The 16,599-nt window shown below is 69.7% G+C and carries 16 protein-coding genes; 4 read left to right on the top strand and 12 right to left on the bottom strand.

Translation table 11 applies throughout. The annotated features are described in order from the left end of the window. Nucleotides 1–60 precede the first annotated feature (60 nt). Nucleotides 61–1,902: a peptidoglycan L,D-endopeptidase MepK gene (locus PKE75_RS07025; RefSeq protein ID WP_271168004.1), complete on the top strand. Its 1,842-nt coding sequence runs from the start codon at nt 61–63 to the stop codon at nt 1,900–1,902. Nucleotides 1,903–2,043: 141 nt separating this feature from the next. Here PKE75_RS07025 and PKE75_RS07020 read toward each other — a convergent pair whose 3' ends face one another. From PKE75_RS07020 to PKE75_RS07010, 3 genes are all read right to left on the bottom strand, one after another. Then, nucleotides 2,044–2,316, bottom strand: coding sequence for a DUF2312 domain-containing protein (locus PKE75_RS07020; protein ID WP_271168003.1), 273 nt, complete (start codon nt 2,314–2,316; stop codon nt 2,044–2,046). 251 nt (nt 2,317–2,567) lie between these two features. Continuing rightward, the gene (locus PKE75_RS07015) at nt 2,568–2,882 is read right to left on the bottom strand and encodes a DUF1244 domain-containing protein (RefSeq protein WP_271168002.1); all 315 of its coding nucleotides are present in this window, start codon (nt 2,880–2,882) and stop codon (nt 2,568–2,570) included. Continuing rightward, the gene (locus PKE75_RS07010; protein WP_271168001.1) at nt 2,879–3,700 is read right to left on the bottom strand and encodes an N-formylglutamate amidohydrolase; all 822 of its coding nucleotides are present in this window, start codon (nt 3,698–3,700) and stop codon (nt 2,879–2,881) included. The genes PKE75_RS07015 and PKE75_RS07010 overlap by 4 nt, the downstream gene beginning before the upstream one ends. Nucleotides 3,701–3,809: 109 nt before the next feature. Here PKE75_RS07010 and PKE75_RS07005 point away from each other — a divergent pair, with 109 nt between their 5' ends. The 3 genes from PKE75_RS07005 to pyk are packed head-to-tail and all read left to right on the top strand — an operon-like array spanning nt 3,810 to nt 7,122. Continuing rightward, the gene (locus tag PKE75_RS07005) at nt 3,810–5,129 is read left to right on the top strand and encodes a glycerate kinase type-2 family protein (protein WP_271168000.1); all 1,320 of its coding nucleotides are present in this window, start codon (nt 3,810–3,812) and stop codon (nt 5,127–5,129) included. A 41-nt stretch (nt 5,130–5,170) separates the two neighbouring features. After that, on the top strand, nt 5,171–5,695 hold the full coding sequence (locus tag PKE75_RS07000) for a DUF1036 domain-containing protein (RefSeq protein WP_271167999.1): 525 nt from the start codon (nt 5,171–5,173) through the stop codon (nt 5,693–5,695). Continuing rightward, nucleotides 5,692–7,122, top strand: a complete 1,431-nt coding sequence (gene pyk, locus PKE75_RS06995; protein WP_271167998.1) for a pyruvate kinase — start codon at nt 5,692–5,694, stop codon at nt 7,120–7,122. Before PKE75_RS07000 ends, pyk begins: the two co-directional genes overlap by 4 nt. Nucleotides 7,123–7,296: 174 nt before the next feature. Here the strand turns inward: pyk and PKE75_RS06990 are convergent, their stop codons facing one another. From PKE75_RS06990 to PKE75_RS06950, 9 genes are all read right to left on the bottom strand, one after another. Beyond that, nucleotides 7,297–10,215, bottom strand: coding sequence for an EAL domain-containing protein (locus PKE75_RS06990; RefSeq protein ID WP_428979117.1), 2,919 nt, complete (start codon nt 10,213–10,215; stop codon nt 7,297–7,299). 105 nt (nt 10,216–10,320) lie between these two features. After that, complete coding sequence (locus tag PKE75_RS06985; protein WP_271167997.1) at nt 10,321–10,905, bottom strand: GNAT family N-acetyltransferase; 585 nt, start codon at nt 10,903–10,905, stop codon at nt 10,321–10,323. A 7-nt stretch (nt 10,906–10,912) separates the two neighbouring features. Then, on the bottom strand, nt 10,913–12,187 hold the full coding sequence (locus PKE75_RS06980) for a M16 family metallopeptidase (protein WP_271167996.1): 1,275 nt from the start codon (nt 12,185–12,187) through the stop codon (nt 10,913–10,915). Continuing rightward, nucleotides 12,184–13,602, bottom strand: coding sequence for a threonine synthase (thrC, locus tag PKE75_RS06975; RefSeq protein WP_271167995.1), 1,419 nt, complete (start codon nt 13,600–13,602; stop codon nt 12,184–12,186). Before thrC ends, PKE75_RS06980 begins: the two co-directional genes overlap by 4 nt. A 92-nt stretch (nt 13,603–13,694) precedes the next feature. Further along, on the bottom strand, nt 13,695–14,441 hold the full coding sequence (locus PKE75_RS06970) for an SURF1 family protein (protein WP_271167994.1): 747 nt from the start codon (nt 14,439–14,441) through the stop codon (nt 13,695–13,697). A gap of 4 nt (nt 14,442–14,445) precedes the next feature. After that, nucleotides 14,446–14,826, bottom strand: a complete 381-nt coding sequence (locus tag PKE75_RS06965; RefSeq protein WP_271167993.1) for a DUF983 domain-containing protein — start codon at nt 14,824–14,826, stop codon at nt 14,446–14,448. A gap of 82 nt (nt 14,827–14,908) precedes the next feature. Further along, nucleotides 14,909–15,742, bottom strand: coding sequence for a cytochrome c oxidase subunit 3 (locus PKE75_RS06960; RefSeq protein WP_271167992.1), 834 nt, complete (start codon nt 15,740–15,742; stop codon nt 14,909–14,911). A 67-nt stretch (nt 15,743–15,809) separates the two neighbouring features. Beyond that, a complete protein-coding gene (locus PKE75_RS06955) occupies nt 15,810–16,415 on the bottom strand; it encodes a cytochrome c oxidase assembly protein (protein ID WP_271167991.1) in 606 nt (201 codons plus the stop codon). A 16-nt stretch (nt 16,416–16,431) separates the two neighbouring features. Beyond that, a complete protein-coding gene (locus PKE75_RS06950; RefSeq protein ID WP_271167990.1) occupies nt 16,432–16,596 on the bottom strand; it encodes a hypothetical protein in 165 nt (54 codons plus the stop codon). Between the last annotated feature and the right edge of the window lie 3 nt (nt 16,597–16,599).

Raw genomic sequence — 16,599 nt, 5'->3', positions numbered from 1 at the left:
GCCGCGCGTTTCTTCTCTCGCCGCGCTGGGGCAGTCCTCCTGGGAACCCTCGCAGTCTTCGTGGGTTCCGAGGCCACCGAGAACGCTCAGGCGAACGGCGACACCCGCAGCCTGACGCTGTACCACACGCACCGCGGCGACACGACGACCATCACCTTCAAGCGTGACGGCCGTTACGACGCCGAAGGTCTGAAACAACTCAGCTATTTCCTGCGCGACTGGCGCAACGACAAGCAGACGCGGATGGAGCCGCGGCTGTTCGACATCGTCTGGGAGGTCCACCGTCAGGTCGGCCGCGGCGGGATGATCAACATCGTCTCGTCCTATCGCTCCCCCGAGACGAACGCCTATCTCCGCTCGCATTCCCAGGGCGTCGCGAAGTTCAGCCAGCACATGCTCGGCCGCGCGATGGACTTCTACATCACCGGCGTGCCGGTATCGGCGGTGCGCGAGGCCGGGATGCGGCTGCAGCGCGGCGGCGTCGGCTTCTATCCGACCTCCGGCCGTCCCTTCGTGCATCTCGACGCCGGCAACGTCCGAGCCTGGCCGCGGATGACGCGCACCCAGCTCGTCAAACTGTTCCCGGACGGCAAGACCGTCCATGTGCCGGCCGACGGCAAGCCGCTGCCCGGCTACCAGGTGGCGATGGCCGAGCTGAAGGCGCGCGGCTCCGTCTCGGTCCAGGACGCCTACGCCTCGCGCAGCACCGGCAAGGGCTTCTTCGCACGTCTCTTCGGCGGCGGCGACGAGGGCGACGACGCCGAGACCGTGGTGGCCTCCGCGGCCCCCGCCCGCGCCGCAGCCTCCTCCGCCCCGTCTCGTGGCGGCGACGACGAGGAATCGACCGCCGCGATCCCCGCCACCAAGGTCGCGACGATTCGCGTTCCGGTGCCGATGGCGCGTCCGTCCGACATGATTCGCAGCGCTCCGGCCGAGGTCGCGGTCGCCGCGGCGTCGATCCCGCTGCCGCCCGTGGGCCCCGCCCGCGCCGCCGTCGAGGCGCCGATGCAGGTCGCCGCCGCCAACATCCCGCTGCCGCCGGTCGCGCCGGCCGTGGTCGCGGCCAAGCCTGTGCCGCTGCCGCCGTCCGCGCCGGCCTACGAGCTCGCCTCGATCGAGACTCCGCCGGCCGCGGACGCCGGCCCCGACATGGTCTGGCAGGCCGGAGCTCAGCCGGTCGGCCAGAATCCGACCAGCGCCGGCCTCGCCGCCGCCTCCAACGTTCCCACGCCGCGGCCGCGGCCGACGGAAAGCGCCGTCGCGGTCCTCGCCGCGCTGCCGGCGCCCTCGAGCGCCGAGGGCTCGTCCTCCAGGCTGCGCAAGATCGATCCGCAGGTCGCCAGCGCCTATCAGGCCGAGGCCGGGACCTTCCCGCGCCTGCCGGACGCCTTCACCTCCAAGAAGAGCGCGTCGGCCGGCGAGATGAGAATGGCCTACGCGGATCCGCAGATCGAGCTGCCGTCGACCTCGCCGGCGTCGACCCGTCCCGCCGTAGCGCCGCAGACGCGCGTCTCGGCGACCGCGCCGACCGACCCGAACGTCCGCGTCCTGTCGCCTTATGCGACGCCGGCTGCGGTCTACGCCGCCGCCGCCGCGCCGCAGAAGCGTCGGGCGACGCTCTCGGCGCCCGAGGGCATGGTGACGGCCCGTATGGACACGACGACGCTCCGCGCCGCCGCAAGCCCGGTGCCGGCCGCCCGCCAGGCGGTGATGGTCCATCCCGACCAGTTCCATGTCGCCTCGCTGATGGTCGCCCCGAACGCGGCGCTCGTCGGCGGCTTCAACGGCGACCCCACCCACGGCGCCCGCACCGACCGCTTCTCGGGCTCCTCGGTCATGCTGCTGCGGACGCAGTCCTTCATGCCGGCCGCGGCCTACGCGTCGGCGTCTTCCCACGGCTGACGCTCAGCGGAACACAGATGCAAAAAGCCCCGGCTCGGACCGGGGCTTTTTCGTTTCTCGGGCGTCTGGCTCTGGGGCTCCAGCCGAGGCCGGACACGGGAGGCGACCGAGCCAATCAGGCTCGGTTCGGGGTCAGGCCCCTCACTGCATTCCCAGAGCCTGCATATAAAGCTCGAGGATCGCCTCCTGCTCCTGGCGCTCGTTGGCGTCCTGCTTGCGGAGGGCGACGATCTTGCGGACGATCTTGGTGTCGAAGCCGCGGCCCTTGAGCTCGCCGAACACCTCCTTGATGTCGTCCGCAATGCCGGCCTTCTCCTCCTCGAGACGCTCGATGCGCTCGATGAACTGCTTCAGCTCTTCGCCGGCCACGCCCGTGGAGGCGATGTCGGCGTTCGGATCGGGGCGTGCGTTCATCGTCGGATCCTGACCAAGTGTCGAGGTAGGCAAAAGCGGGCTCGTGAGGCGGTCGGGGTCGCAGACCAGCGCCGCCGCGTCAAGGCGCGGACCGAGGTTGTCCTCGCAGTCCACGTCGAAATGCCCGGATGGAGCAATCTTCGGCGCGACGCCCCCTCACCCACTCGCTTCGCTCACGACTTCTCTCCGACGGGGCGATGTCGGAGGAAGCCAGCCCTCCGAGCGAGGGGTTCTCTACTCGCCGAAAAAGCTCAGTGCTTCGCCTGAGCCGCGGCGAACGCCGCCTGCTGCTCGGGCGAGGCGTCCTTCTGGTGGCGCGCCTTCCACTCCTCGTAGGGCATGCCGTAGACCGCCTCGCGCGACTGCTCCTTGGTGAGCGGCAGCCCGCGCGCGTCGGCGGCGTCCTTCAGCCAGTTCGACAGGCAGTTCCGGCAGAAGTCGGCGAGGTTCATCAGGTCGATGTTCTGCACGTCCGGTCGGTCGCGCAGGTGCTGGACGAGCCGGCGGAACACCTCGGCCTCCAGCGCGTCGCGGGTCTGGTCGTCGACGCCCGGCAGTTCGGTCATTGCTGCGGTCTCCTGATCTCGGCGCGCGAGCCGTAATGGACGATGCGGCTCATCTCGGGCCGGTCGAGAAGCGGCGGGAGCAGCCGCGCGAATCGGCGCGCCCAGGCCTCCTGACCCTCGACGTCCGCGACCAGATCCTGGCGGATCTCGACGAGCACGTGCGGGAAGCCCCGGCCGGTGCCGTGGCGGTGCATGGTGTCGCCCACCAGAGCGCCGTCATAGGGCTCGTTGTCGCCGACCACGATGTCGCCTTCGTCCGTCAGAGAGGCGAGCAGAGGCGTCGCCAGCCGATCGTCGACGTCCCACAGCAGACCGACATGCCACGGCCGGGGAACGCCCTTCCAGGCGGGCGTGAAGCTGTGCATCGACACGATGACCGGCGTCTCGCCGCGCTCGACGATGGCGTCGAGCGCGGTCGACACCGCATCGTGGTAGGGGCGGTGGAACAGCGCCGTGCGGCGTTCGATCTCGGCGGCGTCGGCCTTGGCGTTGCCAGGCACGATCGCCCCGTCGGAAAGCCGCATCAGCAGCGTCGGATCGTCCGGCCCGCGGTTGGGGTCGATCACAAGCCGGGAGAATCGCGAGAGCACGGCCGGCGCGCCGAGCATCCGCGCGAGCGCGAGCGTCACGCCGCGCATGCCGATGTCGTAGGCTATGTGCCGCTCGAACTGCGCCGCCGGCAGGCCGAGGCTTCCGAGGTCTTCGGGCACGCGGTTCGAGGCGTGGTCGCAGAGCAGCAGCAGCCGGCCGCGGCCCTCGACCATCTCAAAGGGCGCGCCTCCGTCTTTGGTCGTGGGCGAAAATGCGTCGCGGGTCATGGCCTTCCGCACAATAGTGACGCCGGCCCGTTGATGCCATAGGAAGGGCCGCCCTTGGCCCCACCCTGCGCCTTTCCGGCGCGCCTGACCTCTTCCTGGAGCAGCGCCCATGAGCCCCGAAGAACGCCGCACGCTCCTCCGCCGGGCGTTCGACGCAGGGGTCGCCGCGGCGCATCCGGCGATCTGCATCCCGCCTCACCTGCCCGCCCCGCCGAAGGGCCGGGTCATCGTGCTCGCCGCCGGCAAGGGCGCGGGCGCCTGCGCGGAGGTGGCGGAGAAGTTCTACCGCGAGACATACGGCCTGGGCCCCGACCGGCTGACCGGCCTCGCCGTCACCCGCCACGGCCACAGCCGGCCGACCGAGTTCGTCACCGTGATCGAAGCGGGCCACCCTGTGCCGGACGCCGCAGGCCTCAAGGGCGCGGCCGACAGCCTGAGGCTCGCCGAAGAAGCCGGCCCCGACGACCTCGTGGTCGCCCTCATCACCGGCGGCGGCTCGGCGAACTGGGTGTCGCCTGCGGACGGCCTCGACCTCTCGGTCAAGCAGGCGACGACCAAGGCGCTGCTGCGCTCCGGAGCGCCGATCGACGCCATCAACACGGTCCGCAAGCACCTGTCGAAGATCAAGGGCGGCAGGCTGGCCCGCGCCGCCTACCCCGCCCGCGTGGTCGCGCTTGCGATCTCCGACGTGCCGCGCGACGACCCCTCGGTCATCGCGTCGGGTCCGACCGTGCCCGATCCGTCGACGCTCGCGGACGCCCGCGCGGCGCTCGAGCGGTATAAGGTGACGCCGCACGCCGACGTCGCGAAGGCGCTGAGCGATCCCGCCAACGAGAGCCCGAAGCCCGGCGACGAGGCGTTCGCGAACACCAGCTTCACCGTGGTCTCGCGACCCGCCGACGCGCTGGCGGCCGCGATCAAGACGCTGGAGGACGCAGGCGTCGAGGTCCATGTCGTGGGCGCCGACCTCGAAGGCGAGGCGCGCGACGTCGCGGCGGAGCACGCAGGCATCGCTCGCGGGCTGGGGGCGGTCGCAAGGCCCGTCGCGCTGATCTCGGGCGGAGAGCTGACCGTCACGATTGTCGGCGAAGGCGGCCGCGGCGGCCCGAATCAGGAATACGCGCTGGCGCTGGTGCGCGACCTCGCGGGCTTCGAGAACTGGGCGGCGCTCGCAGGCGACACCGACGGCGCGGACGGCGGCGGCGGCTCGCCCGAGGACCCCGCCGGCGCCGTCGTCGATCCGGGCACGAGCGAGCGCGCGCGCGCCAAAGGCCTCGACGCCGCCACGTTCCTCGCCAACAACGACAGCACGGGGTTCTTCGAGGAGACCGGCGACGTGCTGAAGACCGGACCGACCTGCACGAACGTCAACGATCTGCGCATCGTGCTCGTTGACAGCGCCGGCGCCTCGCAGCACAAACCGGGCTGACAGGGTTCAGCCAACCGGCCCCCGTCAACATGATGATTCGAATGACCGTTTCACTCCGCGCCCTGATCCGGCTCGGCTCCTGCCTCGCGCTGGCGACGGCGTTTGCGGGGCTCTCGGATCCGGCCCGCGCCGACTTCCGGCTTTGCAACAAGACCGAGAGCCGGGTCGGCGTCTCGATCGGTTACAAGGACCTGGAGACGTGGTCGACCGAGGGATGGTGGAACGTCGGCGCGAATTCGTGCGAAACGTTGCTCCGCGGGCCGCTGTCGGCGCGCTTCTATTATGTGTACGCGATCGACTACGACCGCGGCGGCGAGTGGAACGGTAAGGCCTACATGTGCACTCGCGATAAGGAATTCACGATCAAGGGGATCGAGGATTGTCTCGCGCGCGGCTTCGAGCGCTCGGGCTTCTTCGAGATCGACACCGGCGAGCAGAAGAGCTGGACGGTGCAGCTCACCGAGCCGACGGCGAAGCCCGCCGTGTCCGGATCGATCCGTTTTCCCGCGACCACGCCAGCCCCGGCCCACAGCGCCGGCCTCGAACCCGGAGCGGCGGTCCAATGAGACGCCTTCGCAAGGTCAAGATCGTCGCCACGCTCGGACCGTCGTCCTCGAGCCCCGAGATGATGACGCGCCTGTTCAACGCCGGCGCCGACGTCTTCCGCATCAACATGAGCCACACGAGCCACGACCGGATGCGCGAGCTGGTCGCGTCGATCCGCGGGATCGAGAAGGAGGTCGGCCGCCCGATCGGCATCCTCGTCGACCTGCAGGGGCCGAAGCTCCGGCTCGGCCGCTTCGCGGACGGCGCCGTGATGGTCGAGAAGGGCCAGAGGTTCATCCTCGACGCCGATCCGACGCCGGGCGACAAGACCCGCGTCCACCTTCCCCACCCCGAGATTCTCGAGGCGCTCGAGCCGGGCCATCATCTGCTGCTCGACGACGGCAAGGTGAAGCTGCTCGCGATCTCCTCGACGCCGACCCAGACTGTGACGGAAGTCGTGGTCGGCGGCAGGCTCTCCGACCGCAAGGGCGTCAGCCTGCCGGACACGCTGATCGCGACCTCCGCGATGACCGCGAAGGATCACGCCGATCTGGCCGCCGCCCTCGAGACCGGCTGCGAGTGGATCGCGCTGTCCTTCGTGCAGCGTCCGGAGGACATCACCGAGGCCACTGACATCATCCAGGGCCGCGCCGCGGTGATGACCAAGATCGAGAAGCCGCAGGCGATCGACCGGCTGGCCGAGATCATCGCCCTGTCCGACGCGCTGATGGTCGCCCGCGGCGACCTCGGCGTCGAGATGCCGATCGAGAAGGTGCCGGGCCTGCAGAAGCAGATGACCCGCGCCTGCCGCAGGGCCGGCAAGCCGGTGATCGTCGCGACCCAGATGCTGGAGTCGATGATCACCCAGCCGACGCCGACCCGCGCCGAGACCTCCGACGTCGCGACCGCGGTGTTCGAGGGCGCCGACGCGATCATGCTCTCGGCGGAGTCCGCAGCCGGCGCCTATCCGACCGAAGCCGTCGCGATGATGGATTCGATCGCCCGCAGCGTTGAAAGCGACCCCTATTACCGCTCCATCCTCGACGCCCAGCGCGCCGAGCCCGAATCGACGCCGGCCGACGCGATCTCCGCCGCCGCCCGCCAGGTCGCCGAGACGCTCGACCTCGCCGCGATCATCTGCTGGACCTCGGGCGGCACCACCGGCCGGCGCGCGGCGCGCGAGCGGCCGAAGACGCCGATCATCGCGCTGACCCCGAACGTCGACACCAGCCGCCGGCTGACGCTGGTCTGGGGCGTGCACTCGATTCTCGCGCCCGACGCCCACGATCTCGACGACATGGTCGACCGCGCCTGCGCGTTCTCGCATGATGAAGGCTTCGCGATCGACGGTGATCGCGTGATCATCTCGGCGGGCGTGCCCCTGCGCACCCCCGGCGCGACGAATATGCTCCGCATCGCGGTGATCGAGGGCGGCTTCAAGAGCTGACCGCTTCCGGGTCCCTCCTCGCCTCAGCGGGGAGGATGGCCTTGGCCGAGCGGGGGATCGTGCCGTCTGGAGCCGACGCCGAGCCCCGTCCCGCCGGTCCCGCGCCCGGCCGGCGTCGCACCCCTCCCCGCTAAGGCGAGGAGGGACCGGCCCCGGCCTTCACTGATTTGAGCCTCAGCCCCGCCGAAGCGCGCCCTGCATCATGCGGCGCGCGACGCCGGGGGCGGCGAGCCCCAGCATGCGGTCGCAGGCGTCGGCGGCCATCGCCTCGCCGAAGGCGAAGCCCTGCGCGTATTCACAGCCCAAGTGAAACAGCTCGACCGCGTCGGAGTCGGTCTCGACGCCTTCCGCCACGACCTCCATCCCGAGATCCTGGGCGAGCCGCACGATCGAGGAGAGCAGGATCGGACGCTGGCCGCCGCCGACCGGCCGCACGAACGACTTGTCGATCTTCAGCACGTCGAACGGGAAGCGCTGGAGATAGGCGAGGCTCGAATGACCGGTGCCGAAATCGTCGAGCGAGAGCCCGGCCCCGAGCTCCCTCAGCCGCGTCAGCATCTGCGCGGCGTGCTCGGGATTCTGCATCACCAGGCTCTCGGTCAGCTCGATCTTCAGCGAGCCTTCCGGCAGCGCCGCGCGCGTCAGCACGTTGCGGATGTCCTGCACCAGGTCCTGCCGCAGGAACTGGCGGCTGGAGACGTTGACCGACATGAACAGCGGCGGCTCGCCCGGCACCTGCGCCTGCCAGCGGGCGAGCTGGCGCGCCGCCTCGTCCAGCACGAACAGGCCGATGTCGACGATCAGCCCGCTCTCCTCGGCGATCGCGATGAACTCGGACGTCGGGCGCCGCCCGTAGCGCGGGTGGTCCCAGCGCAGCAGCGCCTCGAAGCCCGCGATCGAGCGGTCGTCCAGCCGCACGATCGGCTGGTAGAACACCTTGATCTCGTTGCGTTCGAGCGCGCGGTTGAGCTCGCCCGCGATCAGCAGCCTGTCGGTGGTCGCCGCCCGCATCGAGGGCCGGAAGATCTCGATGTGGTCGCCGCCGAAGCGCTTGGCGTGATACATCGCGACTTCGGCGTTCTTGATCAGCTCCTCGCCCGAGACGTCCGGGCCGGCTTCGCCCGTGACGAGGCCGATCGAGCCGGTCAGGAAGATCTCCTTGCCGCCGAAGGCGATCGGCGAACGCAGCGTGCGCTTCAGGGTCTCCGCGAAGACCGGGATCGCCGCCGCGTCGCGCTCCGACATCAGCAGCACGCCGAACTGGTCGCCGCTCAGCCGGGCCAGCGTGTCCTGCGGCTTCAGCAGCCGCGACAGCCGGCGCACCACAGTGATCAGGATCGTGTCGCCGGTCGCGACGCCCACGGCGTCGTTGATCTTCTTGTAGCGGTCGATGTCGACGACCATCACGGTCGGACGAAAGCCCGGATTCTCGCGCGAGAAGGCAAGCGCGGCCTCCAGGCGATCGAGGAACAGCTCGCGGTTCGGAAGCCCGGTCAGGTTGTCGTGCACAGCGTTCTGGAGCAGGCGCTCCTCGGTGGTCTTGCCGGCGTTGACGTCGAGCAGCGTGCCGACGCAGCGCACCACCTCTCCGTCGGCCCCGACCACCGGCCGCGCCCGGAGCTGGTGCCAGACATAGCGCCCGTCCGAGCCGCGCAGACGGAAGGTCTCCGTCAGCCGCCCGCGGCGTTCGTCGAGCAGCGCGTCGAGCGCCGCGCGGAAGCGGTCGCGGTCGCTCACATGCACGACCTCGAGCCAGTCGGCGGGCGAGGCCTCCAGCGCGCCCCGCTTCAGACCGAGCGCCTGTTCGAGCTCCGGGCTGGTGTGGATGCGGTCGCCGCCGACGTCCCAGTCCCAGACGAAGTCGCCGGCGCCGGTGATCGCGAGCGCCCGACGTTCGATGTCGGAGACCGCGCCGTGCAGCACCGCGCCGCCGGCGAAGGCGTGCTGCATCACGGTGAAGCCGATCAGCAGGACGATCAGCACGAGGCCGCCGACCAGCGCCGGCGCGACAAGTTCGTTCGAGAGGGCTCCGGCGACCGCCGCGCCCGCGGCGCCGACCCATGCGAGCAGCAGCAGCCATGTCGGCGCCAGCATTACGGCGCGGTCGTAGCCCTTTGTCACCAGCCAGACGATCACGCCGAAGCCGGCGGCGGCGACGCCGAGCAGCGACAGCCGCGCGATGCCGGCCGCGACCGGCGCGTCATAGGCCGCAAGCCACACCAGCGCGACCAGGAACACCAGCCACGCTCCCATGATGTGGGCGTAGCGGACGTGCCAGCGGTTGAGGTTGAGATAGGCGAACAGGAACACGAGCAGCGTCGCCGCGAACGCCGCCTCGCTGCCGGCGCGCAGGATCTGTTCGGTCTCCGGCGCCAGGTCGAAGACCTTCCGCCAGAAGCCGAAATCGACGCCGAGATAGAACAGCACCGCCCAGGCGAGCGCCGCGGCGGCCGGAAACATCACGGAGCCCTTCACCACGAACACGATGGTCAGGATGAGCGCGAGCAGACCGCCGATTCCGAGCAGGATGCCGCGATAGAGCGTGAAGGAGTTGACCTTGTCCTTGTAGGCGTCGGGATCCCAGAGCGTCAGCTGGAGCAGCCGCGGCGACGACAGCTCGACGACGTAGGTCACGGTCGCGCCGGGGTCGATCGTCAGCACATAGGTGTCGGAATCGTCGGCGTCCTGCCGGTCCGGCCGGATGCCCTGGCTCGCGGTAACGTTCTGGATGCGCTGCTCGCCGAGATCCGGCCATAGCGCGCCGGAGCCGACGAATCGGTAATGCGGCGAGACCAGCAGACGGTCGATCTGCTCGTCGCCCTCGTTCTTGAGCGCGAACACCGCCCATTGCCGGCCGTCGCCATGACGTTCGGAGCGGACCTCGATCTGCCGGACGATGCCGTCGGCGCCAGGGAGGGTCGCGACCTGGATGCGGTCGGGCTGGCCCATCGGCCGCTCGACCACGCCCGTCAGGTCGACGGCCTGATCGTCCGGCTGGAGCGAAAGCGGCTGCAGCGCGGCCGCAGGCCCTACGGCCCCGGCGAGGGCGGTCGCGACGACGAACGCCTGAAGGAGGGCGCGGAGAAAACGCAACGCCTCAGCTCTCCCTGAAATACCGGACCGGAGCGATCCGTGGTCGTCGGGAGAACTCCCGGCGTCGTAATGTCTTGCGCCCGAACGGCGCGAACCGGCTGCACGTTATCCCAGCACGTCGCCGCGCAGAAGCGCATAGAGCAGGTGGTCCTGCCAAACTCCGGCGATGCAGAGATATTCGCGGGCGTAGCCTTCGCGTTGAAATCCGGTCTTTTCGAGGAGACGGATCGACGCGGCGTTCCGCGGCAGGCACGCGGCCTCGATGCGCCTCAGCTTCAGGGTGTCGAACACGAAGGGCGTGAGCGCGTTGACGGCCGCCGTCATGTGCCCGCGGCCGGCGTAGCGAGCGCCCATCCAGTAGCCGATCGAGCAGGTCTGCGCGACGCCGCGCCGGATCTGGCTCACCGTGACGCCGCCGACCAGAACGCCGTCCTTCCGGACCACAAAGAACGGGTAGGCCTGGTCCTGCTCGATCTCCCGCATGTAGCGCTTCAGACGCTTGCGGAAGGCGAGACGCGAGACGTCGTCCGCCGGCCAGGTCGGCTCCCACGGCTGCAGGAACGCGCGGCTCTCCTCGCGCAAGGCGCTCCAGCGCGGGAAATCGGCCATCGCCGGCACGCGCAGCGTGACGCCGTCGCCGGCCAGCGTCGGGATCGTCTCGGCCGCAGCGAGCGTGCGGAAGAACGCCATTCCCGTTTCAGGCGGCGGAGGCGCGGACGCCGAGGCGCTCCGCGAGGCGTTCCGGCGGGGTCAGCCTCCGGATCGGGCCGATGGCGGCGAGCGTCGGGCGCGACGCCAGCATCGCGCGGCCGGCGCGGCGCGCGTCCTCGACCGAGACCGCGTCGATCTTCGCGATGATCTCGGCGGCGTCGAGCGGACGGCCATAGGCGAGCTGGTGGCGGGCGTGCTGGTCGGCGCGCGCCGAGGGCTGCTCCAGCGACATCAGCAGGCCGGCCTTCATCTGCGCCTTGGCGCGCTGCGCCTCCCGTTCGTCGGCGTTGTCCGCGGCCTCCATCAGCACGTCGAGCATCACCGGCAGGATATCGGCCGCGTCCTTCGGACTGGTTCCGGCGTAGGCGCCGAACAGCCCGGCGTCCGCATAGCCCCAGTGGAAGGCGTGGACGGAATAAGCGAGGCCCCGCTCCTCGCGGACCTCCTGGAACAGCCGCGAGGACATCCCCCCGCCGACGAGGTTGGCGAACACCTGCGCCGCATAGGCGTCCGGCGCGTCGAACGGCCGGCCCTCGAAGGCGAGCGTGACGTGGAGCTGCTCGAGGTCGCGCTTCTCGCGCCGGTCGCCGCCGACATAGCGGGCGGGAGTGAGCGCAGGGCCCTCCCCCTCGTTGAGCCCTGCGAAACGGCGCATGGTCTCCTCGACGACCCGGTCGTGGTCCACCGCGCCCGCCGCCACCACCACGGCGTCGCGCGTGCGGTATCCGCGGTCGCGGAACCGGCTGAGCGCAGCGCTGTCCAGCGCATTCACGCTCGTCTCGGTCCCGAGGATCGAGCGGCCGAGCGACTGGCCGGGGAAGGCCGCGTCCTGCAGCCAGTCGAACACCAGATCGTCGGGGGTGTCCTCGACCGCGCCGATCTCCTGCACGATGACGTTCTTCTCACGGGCGAGCTCGACCTCGTCGAAGGCGGGCTCCACCACGATGTCCGACAGGATGTCGAGCGCGAGCCCGATGTCCGCCGACAGCACCCGGGCGGAGTAGCCGGTCTGCTCCACGCCGGTCGCGGCGTTGAGGTCGCCGCCGACCTGTTCGATCTCCTCGGCGATCGCCCGCGCCGAGCGGCGTCGCGTGCCCTTGAAGGCCATGTGCTCGAGCAGATGGGCGAGGCCGTGCTCGTCGGAGGCCTCCGACCGCGAGCCGGCGCCGAAGGTGACGCCGATCGCCGCGGTGCCGAGTTCGGGCATCGCGTCGGTCACGACGGCGAGGCCCGACGGCAGGATCGTGACTCGCGCGCTCACGCCGCGGCCCCGCGGGCGACGCGGGCGTGGCTCTCGACGAAGCTCTCGATCGCGCCGAGCTCGCCCGGCAGCCGCACCAGCTTTTCGGGCTTCTCCAGGAGCTCCGCGAGATGCGGCGGCAGCTCCGGCCGCACCCCCGACGCCGCCTCTACGGCGTCCGGAAACTTGGCGGGGTGGGCGGTCGACAGCACGACCGTCGGCGTCGCGGGGTCGAGATCCGCCCTCTCGGCGACGGCGTAGGCCACGGCCGTGTGGGGATCGAGCAGGTAGCCGGTCTCGCGCCGCACCCGGTCGATGGTCTCGGCGACCGCCGCCTCGTCGGCGCGGCCGGCGTCGAAGTCCGTCCGGATGTTGGCGAGCGTCGCCGCATCGAGCTCGAACGCGCCGGACTGCGCGAGCGAGGACATAGCCCGCCGCACCGTCTCCGGGTCGCGCCCGCCTGCGTCGAACAGCAGCCGCTCGAAGTTGGAGGAGACCTGGATGTCCATCGAAGGCGAGGTCGTCGGCTCGACTCCGCGGACCTCGTAGCGTCCGGTCTCGAGCGTGCGGGCGAGGATGTCGTTGACGTTGGTGGCGATCACCAGCCGGTTGATCGGCAGGCCCATCCGCTTCGCGACATATCCTGCGAAAATATCCCCAAAGTTACCTGTCGGCACCACGAAATTAACTCCGCGCGCCGGCGCCCCGAGCGCGACCGCCGCGACGAAATAATACACCGCCTGCGCCAGCACCCTCGCCCAGTTGATCGAGTTGACGCCGCCGAGCGCCAGCCGGTCGCGGAAATTATGGTGGTTGAACAGCGCCTTAACGAGCGCTTGGGCGTCGTCGAACGAACCGTCGATCGCAATCGCATGGACGTTGTCCTCGACCGCAGTCGTCATCTGCCGGCGCTGGACTTCGCTCACCTTGCCGTGCGGCATCAGGATGAAGACATCGGCCCTGTCGCGGCCTCTGAAAGCGTCGATCGCGGCGCCGCCGGTATCTCCCGATGTCGCGCCGACTATAGTCGTCCGCAGCCCGCGCTCAGCGAGCACGTGATCCATCATCCGCGCGAGAAGTTGCATCGCGACGTCTTTGAAGGCGAGCGTCGGACCATGGAACAACTCCAGCACGAAGCGATTGGAGCCGGTCTGGACCAGCGGCGACACCGCCGGATGCCGGAACGTCGCGTAGGCCTCCTCGATCATCGCCCTGAGTTTATCCGGAGCGATCGAATCGCCGACGAACGGCGCGATCACGGCCTCGGCGGCCTCGGCGTAGGATTTGCCAGCGAGATCAGCGATTTGCTCGTGCGACAGCGTCGGCCAGGCGTCCGGGACATAGAGGCCGCCGTCGCGGGCTAGCCCGGCCAGCAACGCGTCTGCGAAGCCGAGAACGGGCGCCTCTCCGCGGGTCGAGACATAGGCGACAGGCATGGTCCGGACGGTCTTTCCTGAGTGCGAAATGAGGTCGCCAACCTAGGCGCGCAGGGGTTTCGCCGCAAGCGACCGGGCGGGGGGCCTGCCCCTCACGACGCCGGCTCGTCCTTCCGAGCCTTGAGCGCGAAGGCGATGAACACGGCGACCAGCGCGCCCGCAAGTCCATACCATGTCAGCGCATATTCGAGATGCCGGTTGGGAAACGCGATCCGCGTCTCGCCGCCCTGCGGCAGGCCGCCGGGGTTCGGCGTGGCGTCGGCGTCGATGGTGAACGGCGCGGCGTCCGAAATGCCGAGCCCGGCCGCTATCGGCGCCGGATCACGCGCGAAGAACAGGCGTTCGTCGGCCGAATCGTTCGGCGTGAAAGCGTTGCGGCCTTCGGGACCGCGCAGCAGACCGACGACGGTCACCTCGCCCTTCGGGTCGCCGCGCCCCTCCGCTTCGGGACGGCCGAGCCCTTCCGGCACGAAGCCCCGATTGACGATCACCACGCCGCCATCGCGAAGCGCAAGCGGCGTCATGATCCAGTAGCCGGGGCCCCCGAACCGGCCCTTCTGGTCGGACAGGACGGTGTAGACCCGGGATTCCCTCGCGCCGTCGAACACGCCGGTCGCCGAGACGCGCCGGTAGCTCCAGCCCTCGATGTCGAGTTTCGTCCATTCGGCCTTCGGAGGCAGGGGCGCCGGAGGCTCCGACATGCGCTCGGAGACGAGCGCGATCAGACCGTTCTTCCAAGCGAGGCGCTCGAGCTGCCACGTTCCGAGACCGACGAGGATCGCCACGCCGATCGCCGAGGCGAGGCCCGCGCGGAGCAGGCGCGCTTTCGCAAAGGCCATCGGACTAGACGTCCAGCCGCCCCTCGGCGGCGTCATTGCGATGCTGGAGCGCGATGAGCAGTCCCTTGAAGATCCGAAGCAGCGCGAGGCAGACCAGCAGAACCACGGGAAGAGACACCACGAGATGCACCCAGAACGGCGGCTCGTAGGTGAACTCGAACCACAGCACGAAGCCCATCGCCATGAAGCCGGCGATCAGCATGACGAAGACGGCCGGCCCATCGCCGGAATCGGCGAACGCGAAGTCCTGGCCGCAGACGTCGCAAGCCGGACGGACCTTGATGTAGCCGGTGAACAGCTTGCCCCGCCCGCAGGCCGGGCAACGCCCGCACACGCCGGCGAGCGCAGCGCCGCCGGGCGTCAGCGCGGTGGGTGCTCGGTCCATGCCGCTCTCCAAAAGCTTGGGGCCGCCGGCTCGACGCCGACGGCCCCTCACGCCAGACGCGGTTTGCGCCGGAACCCTACGTTCAGCCCGCGTGCGAGGCGCCGTGGCCCCAGACGTAGATGGTGGCGAACAGGAACAGCCAGACCACGTCGACGAAGTGCCAGTACCAGGCCGCCGCCTCGAAGCCGAAATGCTGCTTCGGCGTGAACTGGCCGGCCATCGCGCGGAACAGGCAGACGATCAGGAAGATCGTGCCGACGATGACGTGGAAGCCGTGGAAGCCGGTCGCCATGAAGAAGGTCGAGCCGTAGATGTGGCCCTTGAAGTTGAACGCCGCGTCGGAATACTCGATCGCCTGGCAGGTCGTGAACAGCAGGCCGAGCACGATCGTCAGCAGGAGGCCGAGCTTCAGGCCCCTGCGGTCGCCATGGATGAGCGCGTGATGCGCCCAAGTGACGGTGGTGCCGGAGGTCAGCAGGATCAGCGTGTTGAGCAGCGGCAGGTGCCAGGGGTCGAAGGTCTCGATCCCGTTCGGCGGCCAGACGCCGCCGGTAAGCGCGGTGCGCTGGAACTGATGCGCCTCGTTCGGGAACAGCGCGACGTCGAAATAGGCCCAGAACCAGGCGACGAAGAACATCACCTCGGAGGCGATGAACAACATCATCCCGTAGCGCAGATGGAGCTGAACGACGCGGGTGTGCAGCCCGGTGTTCGCCTCATGGATGACGTCGCGCCACCAGGCGACCATCGTCAGGAGCACGCCGGCGAAGCCCGCGAGCGCGACGTAAGGCGGCGCGCCCTTGAACCAGTGCACCGCGCCGACCGCGAGCACGAAGGCCGAGACCGCGCCGACGAACGGCCAGGGGCTTGGGTCGACGAGGTGGTAGTCGTGATGCTTGGCGTGGGCGTCGGCCATCGTGCTCCCCTTCGATTTTCTCATCCTCCGCGCGTCCCGTCGAAGCGGCCGTCGCAGAGGCGGCGCATTATGTCTTCGGTCGTTCCGGCCCGGCGGCGGAGGCGGACTTGGGCCCCTTGTCCGGATAGAAGGTGTAGGACAGCGTCAGCTGGGTCAGCTTGTCCAGCTGAGGGTCGTCGGCGATCGACGGGTAGACGAAGAACACCACCGGCATGTCGATCGACTCGCCGGGCTGGAGCGTCTGCTGCGTGAAGCAGAAGCACTGGATCTTCGAGAAATACGCGCCCATCTGGTCGGGCGTCACATTGTAGCTCGCGGTCCCCGTGACGACCCGATCCGAGACGTTCGTCGCCTTGAACAGCGCCAATTTGGTCTCGCCGATCTTGACCTTCACCTCGTTCGCCTCAGGCCCGAACTTCCACGGCAGGCCCGGAGAGACGTTGCCGTCGAAGCGCACCGTGATCACGCGGTCGAGTACGGCCTTCGGAGCCTGTTCCGCGACCTGCGTCGTGCCGCCGTACCCTGTCGCCCGGCAGAACATATTATACAGCGGGACGGCTGCGTAGGACGCGCCGACCATGGCCGCGACGAGGGCGGCGCAGGCGACGCCGACGGCGGCGTGGCGGCGGTTCGAACCCGATGGCGACGGGCGTGGATCGCGGGGGTCGGTCATGGTCGTTCTCCCACGCTTACAGCGGCCGGTTGGCGACGTTCCCGCCCATCTTGAAGATGGTCACGAGATAGAACAGCGCTACGAGAACCGCGAGCGCGACCGCGATCGCAACGCTACGCGCATTGCGGCGACGCTTCTGCTCTTCGGTGAGGACGATCCCCTTATGCTCCTCGCCGGCCATCGC

Source organism: Hansschlegelia plantiphila, from assembly GCF_027922265.1.
GTDB classification, from domain to species: Bacteria; Pseudomonadota; Alphaproteobacteria; order Rhizobiales; family Methylopilaceae; genus Methylopila; species Methylopila plantiphila.
Note: the sequence above shows the minus strand (reverse complement) of the source record. Positions and strands in the feature narration are given on the sequence as shown.